Here is a 19,714-nt window from a genome sequence, read left to right as displayed (position 1 = left end):
CGCAGATACTTCAATGAACGCGAAAAAACACACCACGGCGAAAGCACGGAGCCTCGATGTCGTTATCCATGACTGGGTAGGGCCCATTTCCGATGACGCACCCTGTGGCAGCGACCTCGAATACGATCCGGAGTATGTCGTCCTGTCCGCAAAGGCGACCGCGCGACCGGACGCACAGTACGGCAACTTTGTCGGATCGCCAGAACCGGTCAACTGGAGCGATATCGATCGAGATTGCCGCAGGCTGATGCTGCGCAGCAAGGATATCCGGCTCGCCGTACTGTTCGCGCGCAGCCGGACGCGGCTGGCTGGCGGCGCTGGTTTCGCGGAGGGTATGTCTTTGCTGGCAAGCTGGCTCGACCTGTATCCTGACACGATCCATCCACAACTTGCAGTCGACGCGGATCGCGATGCAGCGCTAGAGATACGCTCGAACACACTCCAGGCACTGACCGACGGCGATGGCCTGCTGTCGGATGTGCGGGAAATATCCATCGTCAAGTCGACCGCTACGCGCTTACAGGTGCGGGACGTGGAACGTGCGTTTGCCCGGCCACGCCTGGCCGATGCGCTTGCGCAGGATTCGGTGCGGCAGCAACTAGACGATCTACGCGCACAGGATCCTGCCGTGTTGAGTGAATTCGATCGGGCGCTGGCCAGTTTCATGGGCATCGAGACATGGTCTGAACTGCACCTGCATTCATTTGCACCGGACCTGTCCGCGCTGGGTAGGTTGTTGCGGCTATTTGCGTGGCCAATCGAAGGTGAGACTGTGCACGACGCCATTCTGGACGACGCAGCCGCTTGTGCGGTGCGGGTCGGTGGCGTGGATGTGCCACCCGACGACACCACCACAGCACCGGCGGCAGCGACGCCGCAGCTCGTCGAGCCGGTTCAATCCGCGCGGAGCGCCAGCACGCATGTTTCTGACCGGCAGACAGCGCTGGAGGCGATACGCGAGTCACGGCATTGGTTCGAAACCCATGAGCCGAGCAGTCCGATTCCGGTTCTGCTCCGGCGCGCGGAACAGTTCGTCGGCAAGCGGTACGCCGAGGTGGCGCAAGCGATTCCGCCAGAACTGCTGGTGCAGTGGGATAGGGAGGCGTGAGCGTCGTGCGCCCATTATTTCCAATAAGAAACGGACGGGTGGGCGGTGAGGCGCCGCGGACTGATCGGTGAGCGCGTGCGCGTCAGCCATCAGGGCCGGGGCATTTGAGCGCTTTCGGCAGGCGCAGCAAGCGCAATCGCGCGTTCAGACAAGCCGCCCCAGGCAAATATTCTTGCCGCCATCAAATCCCGCGTGTATAGTTTCCGAACTTACTCTTGTTTCGTATCGGAAATTAAAGGGATTCTCATGGACGCTTCCACCATCCTCGCCGACCTCGGCATCGCCCACGCGGCGCAAGCCGGCGACATCGCGGTTCATTCGCCGATTACCGGCGAACTCATCGGTCGTGTGGCCAGCAACACGGTGGCAGAAGTCGACGTGGCCCTCGCCAATGCGAAAGAGGCGTACACGGCATGGCGCAACGTCCCGGCGCCGCGCCGCGGCGAACTGGTGCGCCTGCTCGGCAATCGTCTGCGTGAAAAGAAGCACGCGCTTGGCAGCATCATCACGCTCGAAACCGGCAAGATTCTGCAGGAAGGCATGGGCGAAGTGCAGGAAATGATCGACATCTGCGACTTCGCGGTCGGTCTGTCGCGCCAGTTGTACGGTCTGACGATCGCTTCGGAACGCCCGGGCCATCGTATGGCTGAAACGTGGCATCCCATGGGTACGTGCGTCGTCATCTCGGCATTCAACTTCCCGGCTGCGGTGTGGTCGTGGAATGCGGCGCTGGCGCTGGTGTGCGGCAACGCAGTGATCTGGAAGCCGTCTGAAAAGACGCCGCTGACCGCGCTTGCCGTCAACCAGATTCTCAGTGAGGCACTGAAGGAATTCGGCGACGCGCCGGCAGGTCTCACCGCCCTCATCAACGGTGGCCGCGACGTCGGCGCGAAGCTGGTGGCCGACCCGCGTGCGTCGATCGTCAGCGCGACGGGCAGCACGGAAATGGGCCGCACGGTCGGCGTTGAGGTGGCGAAGCGCTTTGGCCGCTCGCTGCTCGAACTTGGCGGCAACAACGCGGGCATCGTCGCGCAAACCGCGGATCACGAGCTCGCGATGCGCGGCATCCTGTTCTCGGCCGTGGGTACGGCGGGGCAGCGTTGCACGTCGCTACGGCGTCTGTTCGTGCACGAGAGCGTGTACGACAAAACCATCGAACGTCTGAAGCAGTTGTACGGCAAGGTGCCGATCGGCAATCCGCTCGAAAAAGGCACGCTGATGGGGCCGCTGATCGACAAGCAATCGTACGCGCGCATGCAGGAAGCGTTGCAGCAGGCCACGGCCGAAGGCGGCAAGGTGTTTGGTGGCGAGCGCGTCGAAGTAAAGGGACATGAAGGCGGTTACTACGTGCGTCCGGCCATCGTCGAGATGCCATCGCAAACGGAGGTGGTGCTGAAGGAAACCTTCGCCCCGATTCTGTATGTGCTGCGTTATTCGGATTTCGCGGATGCCGTCCAGGCGAACAATGCGGCGGTGCATGGTTTGTCGTCGTGCGTGTTCACGACCGACTTGCGCGAAGCTGAACGTTTCCTGTCCGACTCGGGCAGCGACTGCGGTATCGCTAACGTGAACATCGGACCGAGCGGCGCGGAAATCGGCGGTGCATTTGGGGGTGAGAAGGAAACCGGCGGCGGTCGTGAGTCGGGCTCGGATGCGTGGAAGGCCTATATGCGGCGCGCGACCAACACGGTCAATTATTCGTCGGCGTTGCCGCTCGCGCAGGGCATCGACTTCAATATCGGCTGATCCGGTAAGTAGCAACACAGAAAAAAGCAGTAGAGCATTCAGCAGAAAACAGCGGCGCATTGATGCGCCGCTGTTCACAACCTCTTCAGCAATCCGTTTGCGCCGCCCGCCGTTTCTGAGCGGCTACGCTACTCGTGGAGTAAGACGTGAGTTCCAAAGTCGTGATCGTCGGCGGTGGGGTGATCGGCAGCTCAATTGCGTATTTTCTGCGACTGTCCGATCCGACGGTCAGCGTCACGGTCATTGAGCGCGATCCGACTTATGCGCGCTCGTCGTCGGCATTGTCGGCGGCATCCATTCGTCAGCAATTCTCTACGCCGCTTTCTATTCAGATGTCGCTATTCGGCATCGAGTTTCTGCGCTCGATCGGCGAGCGGCTCGATATCGACGGCGCGAAACCGTCGATCGATCTGCACGAAGGCGGCTATCTCTTTCTCGCTACACCCGCCGGTGAGACGACGCTGCGTGAGAATCACGCACTGCAAAAGAGTCTCGGCGCCGATATCAGTTTGCTCGATAAAGGTGCGTTGCAAGCGCGCTTTCCCTGGCTCAATACGGAAGACCTCATTGCCGGCGCTTATGGCGAAAGCGGTGAGGGCTGGTTCGACGGCTATGGTTTAGTGCAAGCGCTGCGTAAAAAAGCGCAGTCGCTCGGCGCGCGCTATGTTGCCGCCGACGTCACCGCGCTGCATCGCGAAGGCAAACATGTCACGCAAGTTCAAACCGCGAATGGCGAGGTCTACGCCTGCGACGTGGTAGTGAACGCGGCGGGCGCCTGGTCGCGCAAAGTCGCACAGATGGTCGGTATCGACATTCCGGTATTTGCACGACGCCGAAGTATTTTCAATGTCACGTCGCCCGCGCGGCTCGAACATTGTCCTTTGCTGATCGATCCGAGCGGCGTGTATTTCCGGCCTGAGGGCAAATCGTTCATCTGCGGTACGTCGCCGTCAGCGGATAACGATCCCGACGACTTGCCGCTCGACGAAGTCGATCACGCGCTATTCGTCGATGTGATCTGGCCGGCGCTCGCGCACCGTGTGCCGCAATTCGAAGCGTTGCGCGTGCAGAATTGCTGGTCCGGCTATTACGAATACAACGTACTCGATCAGAACGCGATCATCGGTTATCACCCGGACGTCGATAACTGCATTTTTGCCAACGGGTTTAGCGGGCACGGTCTGCAACAGGGTCCGGCAACTGGCCGCGGCATCAGCGAATTGATTTTGCATGGCCGCTACACGACGCTTGATCTTGGTTCGCTGAGCTTCGCTCGCGTGCTCGAAAACCGGCCAATCGTGGAGAAGAACGTGGTTTAGCCGGTGCGTGGGAGGTAATGCGGAAAACGCAATATGTAGTGCATAGATATCGTTTGCCGCTCACCCGGGCGATGGCCACAATCGATGCCGATGTTCCATCGACAAGATAAACGGCCCGCCACCATGTTCACGTTCAACCCCGCGTTCGAAGCGCCGACCGGTTCGCCGATCCGCGAGCTGTTCAAGTATCTGGCGCAGCCTGGCATGATTTCGTTTGCCGGCGGCTATCCGGCAAGCGATCTGTTCGACCGCGAAGGTCTTGAGGCGGCCGCAGCGCGCGCGTCGCAGCAGGCTACGCTCTGTCTGCAATATGGTCCGACGGACGGCCTTCCCGTCCTGAAGGAACAACTCGCGCATCTGATGACGCGGCGCGGTACACCTTGTACGCCGCAGGCATTGCTCGTCACGACCGGATCGCAGCAAGGTTTCGATCTGCTGCTGCGTGTAATGGTTGCGCCTGGCGACGTGGTGCTGGTTGAGCAACCCGCGTATCCGGCGACCTTGCAGGCGCTGAAGCTGCAGGAGGCCGATGTCGTCACCGTGCCTGTCGATCAGGACGGGCTCGATGTCGCCGCGCTCGCCGCATTGCTCGACGCGGGGACGTTAACGAGGCCGCCGAAGCTGCTCTACACCGTACCGACCTTTGCCAATCCGACTGGCGCAACCTTGACGCTCGAGCGCCGCATAGCGTTGTTGAAGTTGGCGGCGCGCCACCATTTTCTGATCGTCGAGGACGATCCCTATGGCGACCTGCGTTTCAGCGGCGCGGCGTTACCGTCGCTGCTCGCGTTGAGCGATCAGGTGCCTGGTTCGCGCGATTGGGTTGTGCATTTTTCGAGTTTGTCGAAGATTGTCGCGCCGGGTTTGCGAGTCGGCTGGATGGTCGCGCATGCGGAAATCTTGCGCCGTTGCGTGATCGCCAAGCAAACGGTCGATCTGTGCAGTTCGCCGTGGGCCCAGGTGATTTCCGCCGAATACCTCGCGAGCGGCGCGCTGGAGCGTCATCTGCCACGAATCATCGATGCCTACGCCGTGAAGTGCCGCGCGCTATGCGACGCGCTCGATGAGCATTTGGGCGACGCCATCGCGTTTCATCGTCCAGCCGGCGGCATGTTCGTGTGGGCGCGATTGAAGGGTGGGCAGAACGCGTCCGATTATCTACATGCCTGTATCGAGCGCAACGTCATGTTCGTGCCGGGCGTCGCGTTCTATAAAGACAATATCGATCTGGCGGCACTGCGCTTGTCATTTGCAGCGCCCGATATCGCCGAAATCGAAACCGGCGTGCAGAGAATGACGCAGGCGCTCGTACTGTTTTGATGACGGATAACGCGACTAACGTGGTATTGGCAGCAAAGCAGTAAGAGCAATGCCTGAAATAACCCGGTGAGCATGAAGTGCGTAGCCGGGTTTTTTTATGCAGGTGCTAAATCGCGAAGATTTAGCGTAACCATCCCGATCCGGTAAAGCAGCATCCGCCCGCGCCCAGCCGGACTATGCTCGCAGGCTCTCCTTTGTGCTGCTCAAGCCGGCGGCCGCCGCAAGCATCCCCTTCTTTGTATGCTGCCGCCTTTCCGCCGCCGTTTAACTCAAGCCGCCGCTTCAAACGAGCACGCTTTCTAAAGATTTATTTTCGCCCATTCAATATTTCCGTCAAACTCCTGAAACATGGCTGATTGTTAAATGAAGAGTGTCACCGGTTTGGGGCTAAAAATATCGGTTATCATCGCTGCCTTCGGCGAATGATTCCGATGAGTTAATTCATCGGCCATCCACGTTAATACCGTCGCATCGAACCAGAAAAAATCAGATGAAGATGTCGCGCAAAAAGATTGCAATCCTGGTAGTCGGTCTTCTGGTCGTGGCCGGCGTGATCATTCAGGCGGTGTGGCGTCCCTTCGCGCATCGCAAAGCCGCCGAAACCGCCGAAGTCGTGCTCGATATTCATCATCCGGATGCGGTGATCGACAGCGAAGCGCTCTCGCGTTTGCCGCGCGATATCTTGCGCGTACCGCTGTTGCACGACGTGCTGACTCAGGACTTCGTCGACTATTACGAATCGAACGACACGCGGCTGTCCACCGAAGGTGCGCTGCGGCGTCTCGCATTCGAACATCAACTGGACTGGCGCGATGAATTGATCCGCCGCGTATTCGACGAACCCGCGCACGTGTTGCTGTGGCGCTCGCCGGACGGCCGCCTCGGTTACTGGGTGATGTCGATGCACCGTAACGGTCTGGCGAAGCTGCTGCAGGGCTTCGGCAACGTCGCCGCCAGCGACTCGCAGTTGAGCCAGGTCGCGAAGCTCTCCGGCGACGTACCGGTTTACGCGTTAAAGCTGGCGGTTGGCCGCACGATTCTGTTCGCGACGAAAGACGACCGCCTGGTCGTGGTGTCCGCACCCGGCGTGCTGCTCGACGCGAAAGGCAGCTTGCTGAGCGAGCGCGCCGATGCCGTGTCCGAGATGCTTTCGTCAGGCCGCGACGATGCGGCACGCGCCTATCAACTGGACGCGCCTGGCGATGCGCCGAAGGGCCACCGGCTGGTGGTGTCCGCGAATTATCTGTCGTTTGGCTATCAGGCGTTCTTCTCAGGTATCGACGCACTGCGATTCGATTTTTCGCCGAACGGCAATCTGGCGGCGAACTGGCAAACCTCCGCACTGATCGAGCCGGGCAAGTTGCCTCAGGCGTGGAATAGCGCCGACTTGTGGCGCGCGTTGCCGGCCAATCCGGCGGCGTGCACGAGCTTGCCGGCCGACTGGAAAGAGGCGTCGGGTCTGTTGGGCAAGGTTGCGGACGTGGGCGCGGACGGCGCCGCCGCGATCGGCGATCAGCTCGCCGGCCCTGCGGCCGTCTGCTGGTATGCGAAGTCCACACTGGTCGCGCCGGTGTTCGTCGCTCGCGTGAAGACGCAGGACGCGGCGAGCATCGCTGCGCTGAAGGCCGCACTCGGTAAGACCTTTGGCAACGTGATCGGCGCGTACGAGGCGAAGGCCGCCAAATCCGGCGACGCTGATTCGGGCTATCGTCGCTTGCCAGTCACGAAGCATGACCAGGGCGCCAGCGTCACCGTGTGGCAACGGCCGGTCAGTGCACGCTCGGGTACCGCAGTGTCCAGCAAGGCGTCATTCGCCTCGCAACTCTCGGCGGAGCGCTATTTCCCGGTAACGCTCGCACTGGCGCACGGTTACCTGATTTTCTCTCCTGATTCGCGTCTCGTCGACGATACGCTCGCCGTGCTCGACAAGCGTTATCCGGCGCTCGCCGATACGCTCGCGCCGCAGCGTCTGCCGCACACGATTCTCACGCTGACGCCTTCGTCCGCGGCTGCGTTGATTGAACGCGAAGCGGGCGCGGCGTTGCCGGCGGATCAGGAAGCGGTGTTCCGCAATGCCTCGCGCACTCATCTCGTGCCGAAGCTGCATGCGCTCGCACATTACCCGCCGGTTTCGTTGACGCTGCCGCAGAACTTGCCCGGCTCCACAGGTTGGGTGCCGGTGGAGTGGTGGTTCGATCGTGCGAAGGCGGGGGCGAGTGGCGGTGCGGATGCCGGTGCGGCCGATGCGCCTGCGGAACAACCCGGCACCGAGGGCGATTGAATGCGCCGCCTTCACGTCGGTGACGTGGTATACGCGAGGGATGCGCGCGTGCAGGCACAGGCGCGTAAATGTGCGGCGCGTGAGCGCACACGGATCGTGCATTTCGCCACTGGCACGGGCAACGCAGCCGCCGCGATTGACACGACCGCTACTTCGTCGATGACCCACGCCCTCTCTGCCACGCGCCGCGTCTGGCTCGCACGCGCTGCGTCAGCACTCGTTATGGCCGCCCTCGCGCCCTATGCAAACGCGCTCACCAGCGCCACCGCATCGCCCGACCCCGACGCGCTCTCACCGCAGCAATCCGTCGCGTTTCGCGCCTGGTTCGTGCGCATCGTCGACCAGCAAATGCGCCGCGGCCCGACGCCGCGCTGGACGCAACGCGATTGCGCGGGTCTCGTGCGCTTTGCCGTCGGCGAAACGCTCAAGCCGCACGACACCAAATGGTTGCGCGCCAACGGCATGACCAGTCTCGCGGACACCAGCAGCATGCCGCCCGAACTGCAACTGTCCGCATCGCAACGCGGAATCGCGAATCGCTGGACCCAGCTCGATGGTTCCACTGGCGCATACGCATCGGCGATCGCACTGATTCAACGCAATAGCCGTTTTGTTTCGAAGGACGTCAACCAGGCGCTGCCTGGCGACCTGCTGTTCTTCGACCAGGGCGACGACCAGCATCTGATGATCTGGCTGGATCGCTACATCGCTTATCACACAGGCACCGTTACGCCGACCGATACCGGTCTGCGCGCCGTGGCCGTCTCCGACCTGATGCAATGGAAAGATTCCCGCTGGCAGCCGCTCGACGGCAATCCGAATTTCGTTGGCGTGTTTCGTTTGGACTTTCTGACACCATGACCCGAATGAACTTCGTCACTGCGTCGCGCGCCTGGCTCGGCAACTTACATCGTCGCGCGGGCTTCACTGCGGTTGCGCTCTTCGCGGCCATGGCGCTCGTCATCGCACCGGCGGCCCATGCCGACGACGACGCTTCGAGCACCGCCGCCGATACCAACATCGCCGCGAATCCGACGCTGCAACCGGCGCCGTCGAGCAACTTTGCTTCGCAGAAGATCGACGGTCAGCCGTTCTTCCTGCTCTCGGATGCGAGCTTCGGCAGCGATCAGTTGGCGCAGGTGCGGCTGGAAGCGCCCGGTCGGGACTTCAAGGACGCGCTGCAAGCGTATGGCGGCGCGGACATCGTCGTGTATCGCGTGCCAAAGCCGTTGGACTTTTTGAAGGCGCAGAAGAATCTGCATCGCTTGAATGTCGCGCCGAACTATCAGGGTGAAGGGCTGGCGAATACGCTGGCTTATCTGTGGGACCGCTGGTTCACCGAAGCACGCCGCGCCTGGCAACGCGTGCTGTCGTTCGCGACGCGCAGCAAGGCGACCGAAGCCGAGCCGCAATTCAAGCTTGGCGAGCAGGCCGGCAAGCAGACGCAATTCCAGCAGAACTCTCAATTCGCGCCGCTGAAAGGCTATGACATGGTCGCGCGCTTTCGCTATCCGATCTGGGATGCGAAGGTGATTGCGCCGCCGAAGGGTGTGAACCTCGAAGGCAGCAGCAGTAACTTTATCGAAGCGAGTTCGGGCAACGTGATGATTCCGGTCGGCAAGCTGCCGCCGGGGCTGTATATCGTCGAAGCGGTGATCGGCAACTATCGCGCGCATACGTTGCTGTTCGTATCGGACACGGTCGCGGTCGTGAAAGCGGCGTCGAGCGGCATGCTGGTGTGGACCGTACGGCGCGATAACGGCAAGCCCGTGCCGAATACCGACGTGAACTGGACCGACGGCGTAGGCGTGCTGCAAAGTGGCGCTACCGGCAGCGACGGTGCACTGGTGCTGCAACACGTGAGCCCCGAGCGCAGTTACGTGCTCGGCACCGATCCGCAAGGCGGTGTGTTCGTCTCGGAGAATTTCTATTACGACAGCGAGATCTACAACACCAAGATCTACGCGGTGACCGACCGTCCGATGTACCGTCCGGGCGATGCGGTGCATGTGAAGTTCATCGGCCGCACGTTCCAGAACGCGACGCAATCTACCGCGCCTGCCGACGCCGATATCAAGCTTGACGTACTCGATCCGAACGGCTCGCCGTTGGCGACCAGCAAGGTGCATTTTGCTTCCGATACGGGCGCGGATACCTCGTTCACGCTTCCCGCCGATGCCACCGCCGGCGGCTACACGCTGCGCTTCGATTACAACGGCGATGTATACGGCAGCGCATTTCGTGTCGCCGAATACGTGAAGCCGCATTTCGACGTCAACCTGTCGATGGATAAAGCCGACTATGCGACGGGCGAGCAACTGAAGGGCAAGATCCAGTTGCGCTATCCGGACGGCAAGCCGGTGCGCGACAGCAAGGTTTCGGTCACGCTGCGAGCGCAGAAAGTGACGATCGTCGATGGTGAGTTGCGCTATGCGGGGTTGTTCCCGGTCAAGCTGGAACAGCAGGAACTCACGACCGATAGCGACGGTAACGCGAGCCTCACGCTGCCCGCGGCCAAAGAGCCGAGCCGTTATGCATTGACACTGTTCGCGCAGGATGGCGCGGCCTACAAGGTGCGTGTGACGCGTGAGGTGCTGATCGCACGCGGCGCGACGCCTTATCGCCTGTCGACAGCCAAGTCGTTTTCGCAACCGAAGGAAGCGGTCAGTTTCGATCTGCAAGCGCTAGGTACGATCGATCCGTCTTCGCATGCGCCGGCCAAGTGGGAATGGACGCGACTCGAATCACAGACGCACGGCGAAGGCGTGCTCAAAGGCGCAACGGCAGGCGGCAAGCTGTCGTTCCCGGTGCAATTCGACGAACCGGGTTCGTACATGCTGTCGGTCAAGGACGACACGGGTAATCTGCTCGCCGCTGCGAGTCATTGGGTGGCGGGCGATGGGTTGAAGGCGATTCCGGGCAGCGTCGAAATCGTCTTCGATCGCGATAAGTACAAGATCGGTGACACCGCCGAAGCGCTGATCACGTTCCCGATGCCGGTCGACGATGCCTTGCTGACGCTGGAGCGCGACAACGTCGAACACCGCGCTTTGCTGACGGCAGGCGGCGACTGGCTGCAATTGCAACGTGTGGCGCCGTCACAGTGGAAAGCGCGCATCAAGGTCGGCGAAGCATTCGCGCCGAACATGACGTTCTCCGTGCTGTACGTGCACGCCGGCGAATACGTGTTCCAGAACGCAGGCATCGTGGTCGCGCAACCGCAGATCGAACTGAATGTGAAGAGCGACAAGCCGGTGTACGGTCCGGGCGATACGGTCACGCTGAACTTCGACAGCACGCTGAACGGCAAGCCGGAAGCGGCGAATCTGACGGTGAGCGTGGTCGATGAAATGGTCTACGTGTTGCAGCCGGAAATCGCGCCAAATATCGTCGACTTTTTCTATCACCCGCGCCGCAACAATGTGCGGACGTCGTCGAGTCTGTCGTTCATTACGTACGACCTTGCACGCTCGCCGTTGAAGGGCGCGCCAGGCGGCCCGCAACGCGCGAATTACAACGAGCGTGGTGTGAAGGTGCTCGAACGGCCGCGTCGTGACGATCAGGACACGGCCGCGTGGGACGGAACGCTGAAGACGGACGCGAATGGTCACGCCACGATGACCTTCAAGATGCCGGACTCGCTGGCTCGCTGGCGCGTTACCGTGCGCGCGGCGGCGCCGGACGGCATGGTCGGTCAACGCACTGCGTATGTGCGTTCGGACAAGGCGCTGTATTTGAAGTGGAGCGGGCCTTCGCATTTCCGCGCCAACGATCAGCCGGCCGTCGACATGATCGCCTTCAATCAGACCGACGCCGATATGGACGCCGATTGGGTGGTCGACGGCGGCGGTCTCTCGTTGAACCAGAAGGTCACGCTCAAGCGCGGCGCCAACTATTTGCGTCTGCCGACCGGTGCGTTGAAGGCGGGTGTGATCAACGCGACCTTGCGTCGGGCGGGTAAGGATGTGGATCGCTTGCAGACCACCATCCATCTCGATGCGAGCGGCTGGCTCGATCTGCATCAGAACACGGTTGCGCTCGACGGCTCGAACAAGCCGCTCAATCTTCCGCAAGATGCACAGGACGTCAGCGTGCGTTTCATTGGCAGTGCCGCGAGCCAGTTCGCGCGCGTCGCCGACGATCTGATCAATTACCCGTACGGTTGCGCTGAGCAGACGTCGAGCCGCCTGATTCCTTTGGCGCTCGCCCACGATGCCATTGGTCGCGGTGACAACGCGAGTTCGACGCAGGGGCTCGAAGCGCTGTTGCGTAATCAGCGGCAACGTCTGGCGATGCTGGCGGGTGTCGGCGGCACGTTCGGCTGGTGGGGCGATACGACCGGTGGCAGCTCGCTGATCACCGCGTACGCGTACTACGCGGACTGGCTCGCGAGCCGCAGTCTCGGCATTACGCTGCCCGCCGACAACTGGCAGCACGCGATGGACGTCTACCGGGATGCCGGTGCGAAAGAGCCGCTGTTGCATCGCGCGCTGGCGCTGTGGTTCATGCAGCAGATGGGCTTGCCGGTCGCCACGCCGGTTTCGGGCGTCGCGGCGGACTTGCAGAGCGATGCAGCGGCCGCGGCCAATGCTTCGACCCCTGCACGCAACGGCACGTATGGCGCGTCGGACAGCATCGTGTTCGCTCAAGCCGATTCGCCGCGCGGCAAGCAGATGGCGACGCTGCTGATCGCCAACATGGCGCGCAGCACGAGCGCTCAACTGCCGGACGGCTTCGATACCGCGACGGGCGCGGCGCGTACGGCATTGGCCAACGATCCCGCGCCGCTCGTGCAGAGCCTGCTTTACATGACGGGTGGCGACGGTGGCGCGGCGATCGATCCATCGGCTTTGCTCGCGAAGAGCAGCGCCGACTACCCGACGCTCGATCGTGCGCTTACGTTGCTATGGGTGCGTAAAGCGCTCGGTGGCGACACGGCGCCGGCTTCGCTGCCGTCGCTGCAAGGCGCGGGCTGGACGCGCGCTTCGACGCCGACCGGCACGCCGCTGTGGAAGTGGAGCGGCGTAACCGTGCCGACCACGCTCGATGCCGGCGGCGCGCGTACCGACGTGAACGCGCTGGTCTCATTCCGCAGCCATACGAGCGAGGACAGTCGTCTGAACATCACCGTCGAACGTCGTTTCTACAAGCTGGAGCCGCTCGAAGTGAAGGCCGATCCTAAGAAGGCGGGTGATGCCGGGAGCCAACTGGGCCGCTCGGCATTCACCGCGCGTCTCGTCAAGCCAGGCGATGCGATCGACAGCAATGCGTTGTACGTCGACGAAGTCACGCTCACGCCGCGCTCCGGCAACGCGTATCACTATGGTCTGCTCGACGTGCCGCTGCCGCCGGGCGGCGATGTCGAGGCGACTAGCTGGGGTGTGTCGATCGACGGTTTGCCGGGCGAGAAGGAAGGGGTAAGCGGTCCGCAGCCGTTCGCGCGTGCCGCTTCGTATGAGATGGGTGAGTTGGCTTATCACCAGCCGGTGCCCTTGCTCGATCGTCCGGTGACGCTGCGGCAACTGGTGCGCTTTGCGTTGCCAGGCACGTTCGCGTTGCCGCCCGCGCGCTATTTTCGCATGTATCAGCCGGATGCCAAGGCGTTCGAAGGCGGTAAGAGCGATCGTATGACGACCCTGCGTATTCAGTAGACGGGACCGCTATGCTCCCCGCTCTTCGGCCCTCGCGCGATCGTCTGGCAGCTATGCTGCGGATTGCGCTCGCCGTGGGGGTGGGGTGTGTTTTTGGCGGTGTGGGTGTGGGTGTGGGTATGGCGATGGCGTCGCCCGCCGCGTCCTCGGCGCAAATGCTGCGCTTCGCCTGGTTGCGCGATGGTCAATCGCAGCTTTGGCAATTCAGCGCAGCCGGCGCGGCGGACGGCCTCGCGCCGCAGTCCGCACGCCCCTTGCCGGCGACGCTGGAGACGCCGCTCGGCAGCGTGTGGAAGCTGTTCGTTTACGGTTACCTGGTCGATCGCAATATCGCCACGCCGGATTACACCTGCAGCGGCGGCGATCCTGAAGAAGTGTATTGCTGCATGACGGGTGGTCACATCGACCGCGAGCATGCGCTGGTGCAATCATGCGGACGCTTTTTCGAGCCTGCACGTCTGCAGCTCGATCCTGCCGATTGGCGCAAGTATTGGACGGCCGCGCATGCGCCCGTCTGGCTGCGCGACCTGCACGCGATGACGCCCGCGCGCCGCGTGCCGGTGATCGACCTGCTCGCCGCATTGCAGGCGATGCCGGTACGGCCGCGCGAAGCGGCGGCGAGTACGCTGGTGTCGGTGCTGACCAGCGGACGCGGTGAGGGGACCGTATCGCTATATGGCAGCGTGCTGCGCGCCAAAACATGGACGATGCCGGACCCGGCGCGGCCTGGCGCCTCGATGGGCGGCGCGGCAGGCTGGCTCGCCGACGGCACGCCGGTGTGGTTGGGCGGCCCCGGCGGCAGCGTGCGCGTACTGGCCGCTGCCGCGCCGCGCATTGCGCCCTTGCTCACGCAAGTCACCGTACCGGACGACAACGCGTGCGTACTGGTCGATTTCTTCAGCCGCTATCCGATTCGCCAGGTGCTCGGCGACAAAGGGCCGGCAGCGGTGCCCGATGGTCCGCTGCGCGGCGATTTCCGGATCGGCTTTGTCAACGGCAACTGGGCGCGTGTGGAAAGCCGCGGCGAACTGCGGCTTGATCGCGACGCCACAGGTGCGCCAACAGTGGTTGGCCGCTTCGGCATGAATGACTACGTCGCACGGGTCGTCGAGCGGGAAGGCGACACGAGCCAGCCGGAAGCGGCAAAAGCGTTGGCGGTCGCGGCGCGGTCCTACGTCGTGCAGCACGGCAATCACGATCACGGCTGCTTCCGTATCGACGATAGCAGCAGCACGCAGCGCGTCCTGCCGCGCGCGCCGACCGCTGCGGCGCGCCGTGCGGCCGATCTCACCGACACCCTCGTGCTCACCGGCGTGCCGGTTCAGTATCACCACGACCAGGCGGCACCCGGTCAGATGAGCTGGCTTGCCGCGAAAGCGTCCGCGCACACGGGTCTCACTTTCGACGCGATTCTCTCCCGCACCTGGCCGCAGGCGACCTTGACGTCGTTCGAGAGCCCGTTGTCGGGCGATTGCATCCAGGTGGCTGGCGCCCAGCAATGGCTGCAGCGCAACGCGCCGTTGTGGGCGCGGCGCATAGACGGTGCAGCCGGCTACGAGACGCCCGATCTGCCGGCCGTGTGTGCGGTGCGTGAGGGGCGGCCCTATGCGGACGCGCAGCGCAACCGCGTGTACGTGTATCGCCTGCAAACCGAAGAGGACCGTATCGCGTTGGCGCATGAATATATTCACCTCGCGTTCCAGCATCATCCGCGTGGCCTCGATGAAGCGTTCGTCGAACGTACCGCGCGCACGCTGATTCGTACCGACAATCCGATCCAATGAATACCGTCTCGCGCTCGCTTTCCGCCATGTTCCGCACGCTCCCTGTGACGCGCCGCGTTCGAATTCTTGTGGCTGTTGCTTTGGCGCCTCTTAGGCCATCCACGCGCGGTGTTCGAGTTCGCATGGCAATGGCCGTGGCCTCGGCTGCGCTAGCGGCGAATATGGCGACGAATGCGCAAGCTGCCGGCGCGGATGGTGGCGGTGGCGGCGCGCTCGCCGATCTCAGCGGCGCATTTGGCGGCTGGCGTCACAGTGGACTGACGAACGAAGGCGAGCAGTTCGTCGCGGCGTATCCCCGGCCGCCCGTCGACCGTGGCGCGCAACGCTATCGCACGCTGATCGAAGGGCGTCTGAAGCGCATCGACAAACACGCGCGCAAGCCGCCGACGCTGGTCGTCAACGGCAACCCGACGCCGCTCTATACCGACGACGAAGGCGCCTTCGCGCGTCCGTGGGCATTCGGCGCCGGTTCGAACAGCATCGAATTGATTTCCGCCGACGGAAAACAACGCCAGCGCATGCAGTTCTACGAAGCCGACCGCAGCAAGCCGCAAGCGAAGCTGCGCGCGATCGTCACGTGGGATGATCCGAAAGCGCAGGTGGATTTGCACGTGATCACGCCGGACGGTCTGCACGCGTTCTTTGCCAACCCCACGCTCGAAGACGGCAGTGGCTTCGACGTCGATTCGGTGGACGGCGCGGGGCCGGGGATATTTTCGTCGGCGGCACCCGAGCACGGTACGTGGCTGTTCTTTCTGAACTACTGGGGCAACTTCAATTCGACCGGCTACAACTTCGACGCCGCCGCGCACGAGCGCGACGTGATTACTGCGACGTTGACGCTGGTGTTCAATGAAAACACGCCGAACGAGCGGCGTGAAACGATGGTCGTGCCGCTGCGCAAGATCGGCGACCTGATACTCGTGAAAAGCGAGCGACTTTGACAGCGGGATGGGAGCAGTGACGATGAAGGTCAAGACGACGGGTTGGGTGAAGGCTGGCTGGATGGTGCTCGTCGTCGCCTGTTTGCAGGCTGCGACGGCGGCGCACGCGAGCGATATCGACTTCGGCGCGCCGTTGAACGGCTGGCGCAACACCAGCGGCGACAGCGAGCGCTATACGCAGGACGTGCATTATCCGGCGGTGTCGGTCACGACGCCGGAAGGGCAGTCGAAGTTCGCGCTGATCGAAGGGCAAATCCGCAACGCGCCGAAGAAGAAGGGCACCACGGTGGGCACGCTGGTGGTCGACGGTACGCCGTTGCCGCAGCGCGTTGAGGAAGACGGCAAATTTTCGCGGCCTTACGCGTTTCCGTCCGGCAGCAATAGCGTTGAATTGCGGGCGCCGGATGGTTCGCGCAAGCGCGTGCAGTTTTACGACGCGTACAGCGGCAAGACTCAACCGAAGTTGCGTGTGGTGCTCGCGTGGGACACCGACGGGACCGATCTGGATTTGCATGTCGTCTCGCCGGACGGCGTGCATACCTGGTATGGGGACCGCGTTGCGCCGAACGGCGGCGCGCTCGACGTGGATGTGACGACCGGCTACGGGCCGGAGATTTACTCGTCGGCGGCGCCGTTGAAGGGTACGTATCTGGTGTACGTGAATTACTACGGCAACGGAAACAGCGGCAGCGATATCACTGTCGCGCAGGTGACGATCATCACGAACGAGAATACGCCGAACGAGAAGAGCGAAACGATTCGCGTGCCGATGCGTAAGCCGGGCGAACTGACGCTCGTGAAGACGTTTGTAATGCCTTAAGCCTAAGGCCGTGCGTTTTGCCCGCGAAGCCGTACGCTCCGCCGCTTGCGACCTGGTGCGAGCAGAGGGTGAAATCTCAACACGCTCAACGACTTGTGTGAGTCTTGCGCAGGATATCCACAGGCTTGCGAACAATTTGTGTGGATAAATGAGACCGTTGCCGGCGGACGTTACGCGGTTCAGGTCGGTTGCGCGCGCAGCGTGTGCGGCATGCGCTTGCCGTGCATGACACACGACAAGCGCAACCCGTTTGCTTAACGGTCGAGGAACGACTTCAGGCGATCTGCGCGGCTCGGATGCATCAGCTTACGCATTGCCTTGCTTTCGATCTGACGAATCCGCTCGCGTGTGACGTCGAACTGCTTGCCGACTTCTTCAAGCGTGTGGTCCGACTTCGTGTTGATGCCGTAGCGCATACGCAGCACCTTCGCTTCGCGCGGCGACAGCGAGTCGAGCGCGTCATCGATGGCGGCGCGCAAGTCGGCTTGCATCGCTGCGTCAGCCGGCGAGGAAGCTGCCGAATCTTCGATCATGTCGCCGAGCGTGGCGTCGCCGTCGTCGCCGACCGGCGTTTCCATCGACACCGGCTGCTTGGCGATCTTCAGAATGCCGCGCACCTTCTCTTCCGACAGTTCCATGCGTTCGGCCAGCACCGAAGGATGGGCTTCCTGACCAGTCTGCTGCAAAATCTCGCGCGAAATGCGGTTGAGCTTGTTGATCGTTTCGATCATGTGCACCGGCACGCGAATCGTGCGCGCCTGATCGGCGAGCGAGCGCGTCACAGCCTGGCGAACCCACCACGTTGCGTACGTCGAAAACTTCCAGCCGCGGCGGTATTCGAACTTGTCCACCGCCTTCATCAAACCGATGTTGCCTTCCTGGATCAAGTCGAGGAACAGCATGCCGCGGTTCACGTATTTCTTCGCGATCGAGATCACGAGACGCAGATTCGCCTCGATCATTTCGCTCTTGGCCTTGCGCATCTTCGATTCGGCCGCAACCATCTGACGATTGATCTCTTTCAGATGCTTGAGCGGCAGCGAAACGGTCGCCTCGATGTCGATCAGCTTTTGCTGTTCCGATTGGATTGCCGGCAGATGGCGCTCCAGCGCCGCGCCGAACGCCGACGCACCGCGCGCGGCACGTTCGGTCCAACCCAGGTCGGCTTCATGACCCGAAAACGACTCGATGAACTGCTCGCGCGGCATGCCGCTCTTCGTCACGACGATTTGCAGAATGCGGCGCTCGATCGCACGTACTTGCGCGACCTGATGTTGCACGTCGCCACACAGGCGGTCGATCGTGCGTGCCGTGAAGCGGATCTTGGCGAGGTGCTGCTGGATCTCTTCGCGGGCGCGCAGGTAAGCCTTCGAGCTGACGTCGCCGCGGGTGTGCGAGGCGTTCATCTGGTCGGACAGGATGCCGACCTGGGCGAAGATTTCGAGGCAGTCGTTGGTGAGCTGCTTCAGACGTGCTTCGTCCGCCGCCGAGGAATCGGCCGGGCCGGCGTCGTCGTCGTCTTCGCTATCGCTGTCGTCATCGTCGGTTGCGTCGGTGTCGACGTCCGCCGCGTCCGCGCTCGCGTTGGCATCTTCCGCGGCGACCGTGTCCTCATTCAGGCCGTCGACCAGCTCGTCGATGCGCAATTCGCCGTCCGCGACCTGTTGAGCGCTTGCCAGAATGGCGGAGATCGCGAGCGGGCAAGCGGCAATCGCCTGCACCATTTCGTGAAGACCGTCTTCGATGCGCTTCGCAATCGCGATTTCGCCCGCGCGGGTCAGCAGCTCGGTTGCGCCCATTTCGCGCATGTACATGCGCACGGGGTCGGTCGTACGGCCGAACTCGGAATCGACGGTCGACAACGCGACTTCGGTTTCCTCGTCTGCCTGATCGTCCGACACCACGGCGGGGGCGTTCGAGTTGAGCAGCAGGGTTTCCGCATCCGGAGCCTGCTCGTAGACCGCCACGCCCATGTCATTGAAGGCGCTGACGATGCTGTCGATAGCCGCCGTTTGCGCGAAGTTGTCGGGCAGGTGGTCGTTGATCTGCGCGTGGGTCAGGTAGCCTTGCTCCTTGCCCAGCTGGATCAGCGCGCGCATCTGGCGCTGGCGTTCTTCGGCTTGTTGCGGCAGAAGCTCAGCCGCTACGGGGATCGCTTTGCCGGCGCCTTTGCCCTTGGCTGTACGGCCAGCGGGTGCCTTGGCGGTGTATCCGGCCGTTTCGTGTTGCGAATCTTCGCGATCAAAAGGGTTCACGTATTCTCCTCTAGAGGCTTCGCTATGAGACGCAAGACGCGACCGTCAGGCGTTTCGAGCATGGCTCAACATCACCTGAGTGACTCAACGCGGTTGTTTGGCTGTGCTCTGGGGAGCAAAAAAGATGAGCCCGCGCGAAGCGGGCCGATAGAAAAGTGCGAATTTGCGCGGCTCGCATTATATACGACCTTGCGCCTTCGCGCTCATTGTGAGCACACCATTTCGTCGTGCACTCTTGCCGCAGACTCCCTCGCGCCCCGCTGGTCATGGGCGGGGGCTCGTTACGAACGGCGTGCCGGCCATTCGTCGCGCCTGGCGACAAGCCTCCTACTATAGATGAACTCGCGCACCCTCACACGGCGTGCTTGCATTCCGCCGCCTCGCTATATATAGGGGCGCTATAGCAGGATGCAAGTCCGGGCGTTGATTCGCTTTTGCCCCAAAGAAAATTCACAAAAGGGGGTTGACGACATGCCGACCGTTCTC

The 19,714-nt window shown here is 62.4% G+C and carries 11 protein-coding genes; 10 read left to right on the top strand and 1 reads right to left on the bottom strand.

The window, feature by feature from the left end; translation table 11 throughout:
• Positions 1-13 precede the first annotated feature (13 nt).
• The 10 genes from PQQ52_RS05860 to PQQ52_RS05815 all read left to right on the top strand — a co-directional run bounded on the left by PQQ52_RS05860 (position 14) and on the right by PQQ52_RS05815 (position 16,973).
• Entirely contained in the window at positions 14-1,108 is a 1,095-nt protein-coding gene (locus PQQ52_RS05860; protein ID WP_408207787.1) for a type VI secretion system protein TssA, read from the top strand.
• 246 nt (positions 1,109-1,354) lie between these two features.
• Complete coding sequence (amaB, locus tag PQQ52_RS05855; protein WP_408207785.1) at positions 1,355-2,854, top strand: L-piperidine-6-carboxylate dehydrogenase; 1,500 nt, start codon at positions 1,355-1,357, stop codon at positions 2,852-2,854.
• Between the two features lie 146 nt (positions 2,855-3,000).
• On the top strand, positions 3,001-4,173 hold the full coding sequence (locus tag PQQ52_RS05850; RefSeq protein WP_408207782.1) for an NAD(P)/FAD-dependent oxidoreductase: 1,173 nt from the start codon (positions 3,001-3,003) through the stop codon (positions 4,171-4,173).
• A gap of 123 nt (positions 4,174-4,296) precedes the next feature.
• Positions 4,297-5,493 (top strand): aminotransferase-like domain-containing protein, encoded by a 1,197-nt coding sequence (locus PQQ52_RS05845; protein WP_408207780.1) that lies wholly within the window; start codon positions 4,297-4,299, stop codon positions 5,491-5,493.
• 490 nt (positions 5,494-5,983) lie between these two features.
• Positions 5,984-7,774, top strand: coding sequence for a DUF2138 domain-containing protein (locus tag PQQ52_RS05840; protein WP_408207777.1), 1,791 nt, complete (start codon positions 5,984-5,986; stop codon positions 7,772-7,774).
• Between the two features lie 159 nt (positions 7,775-7,933).
• Entirely contained in the window at positions 7,934-8,635 is a 702-nt protein-coding gene (locus tag PQQ52_RS05835) for a DUF1175 domain-containing protein (RefSeq protein WP_408208605.1), read from the top strand.
• Positions 8,632-13,425 (top strand): alpha-2-macroglobulin family protein, encoded by a 4,794-nt coding sequence (locus PQQ52_RS05830; protein ID WP_408207774.1) that lies wholly within the window; start codon positions 8,632-8,634, stop codon positions 13,423-13,425. The genes PQQ52_RS05835 and PQQ52_RS05830 overlap by 4 nt, the downstream gene beginning before the upstream one ends.
• An 11-nt stretch (positions 13,426-13,436) precedes the next feature.
• On the top strand, positions 13,437-15,209 hold the full coding sequence (locus PQQ52_RS05825; RefSeq protein ID WP_408207771.1) for a DUF2300 domain-containing protein: 1,773 nt from the start codon (positions 13,437-13,439) through the stop codon (positions 15,207-15,209).
• Positions 15,210-15,370: 161 nt separating this feature from the next.
• Positions 15,371-16,153 (top strand): YfaP family protein, encoded by a 783-nt coding sequence (locus tag PQQ52_RS05820; RefSeq protein ID WP_408208602.1) that lies wholly within the window; start codon positions 15,371-15,373, stop codon positions 16,151-16,153.
• A gap of 22 nt (positions 16,154-16,175) precedes the next feature.
• A complete protein-coding gene (locus PQQ52_RS05815) occupies positions 16,176-16,973 on the top strand; it encodes a YfaP family protein (protein WP_408207768.1) in 798 nt (265 codons plus the stop codon).
• Between the two features lie 254 nt (positions 16,974-17,227).
• On the opposite strand, the gene rpoD is transcribed toward PQQ52_RS05815, so the two are convergent.
• Entirely contained in the window at positions 17,228-19,228 is a 2,001-nt protein-coding gene (rpoD, locus tag PQQ52_RS05810) for an RNA polymerase sigma factor RpoD (RefSeq protein ID WP_408207765.1), read from the bottom strand.
• Positions 19,229-19,714: the final 486 nt, after the last annotated feature.

Source organism: Paraburkholderia sediminicola, assembly GCF_046030555.1.
Classification (GTDB): Bacteria; Pseudomonadota; Gammaproteobacteria; order Burkholderiales; family Burkholderiaceae; genus Paraburkholderia; species Paraburkholderia sediminicola_E.
The sequence above is the reverse complement of the archived record's forward strand: the minus strand, read 5'-3'. Positions and strand labels throughout refer to the sequence as shown.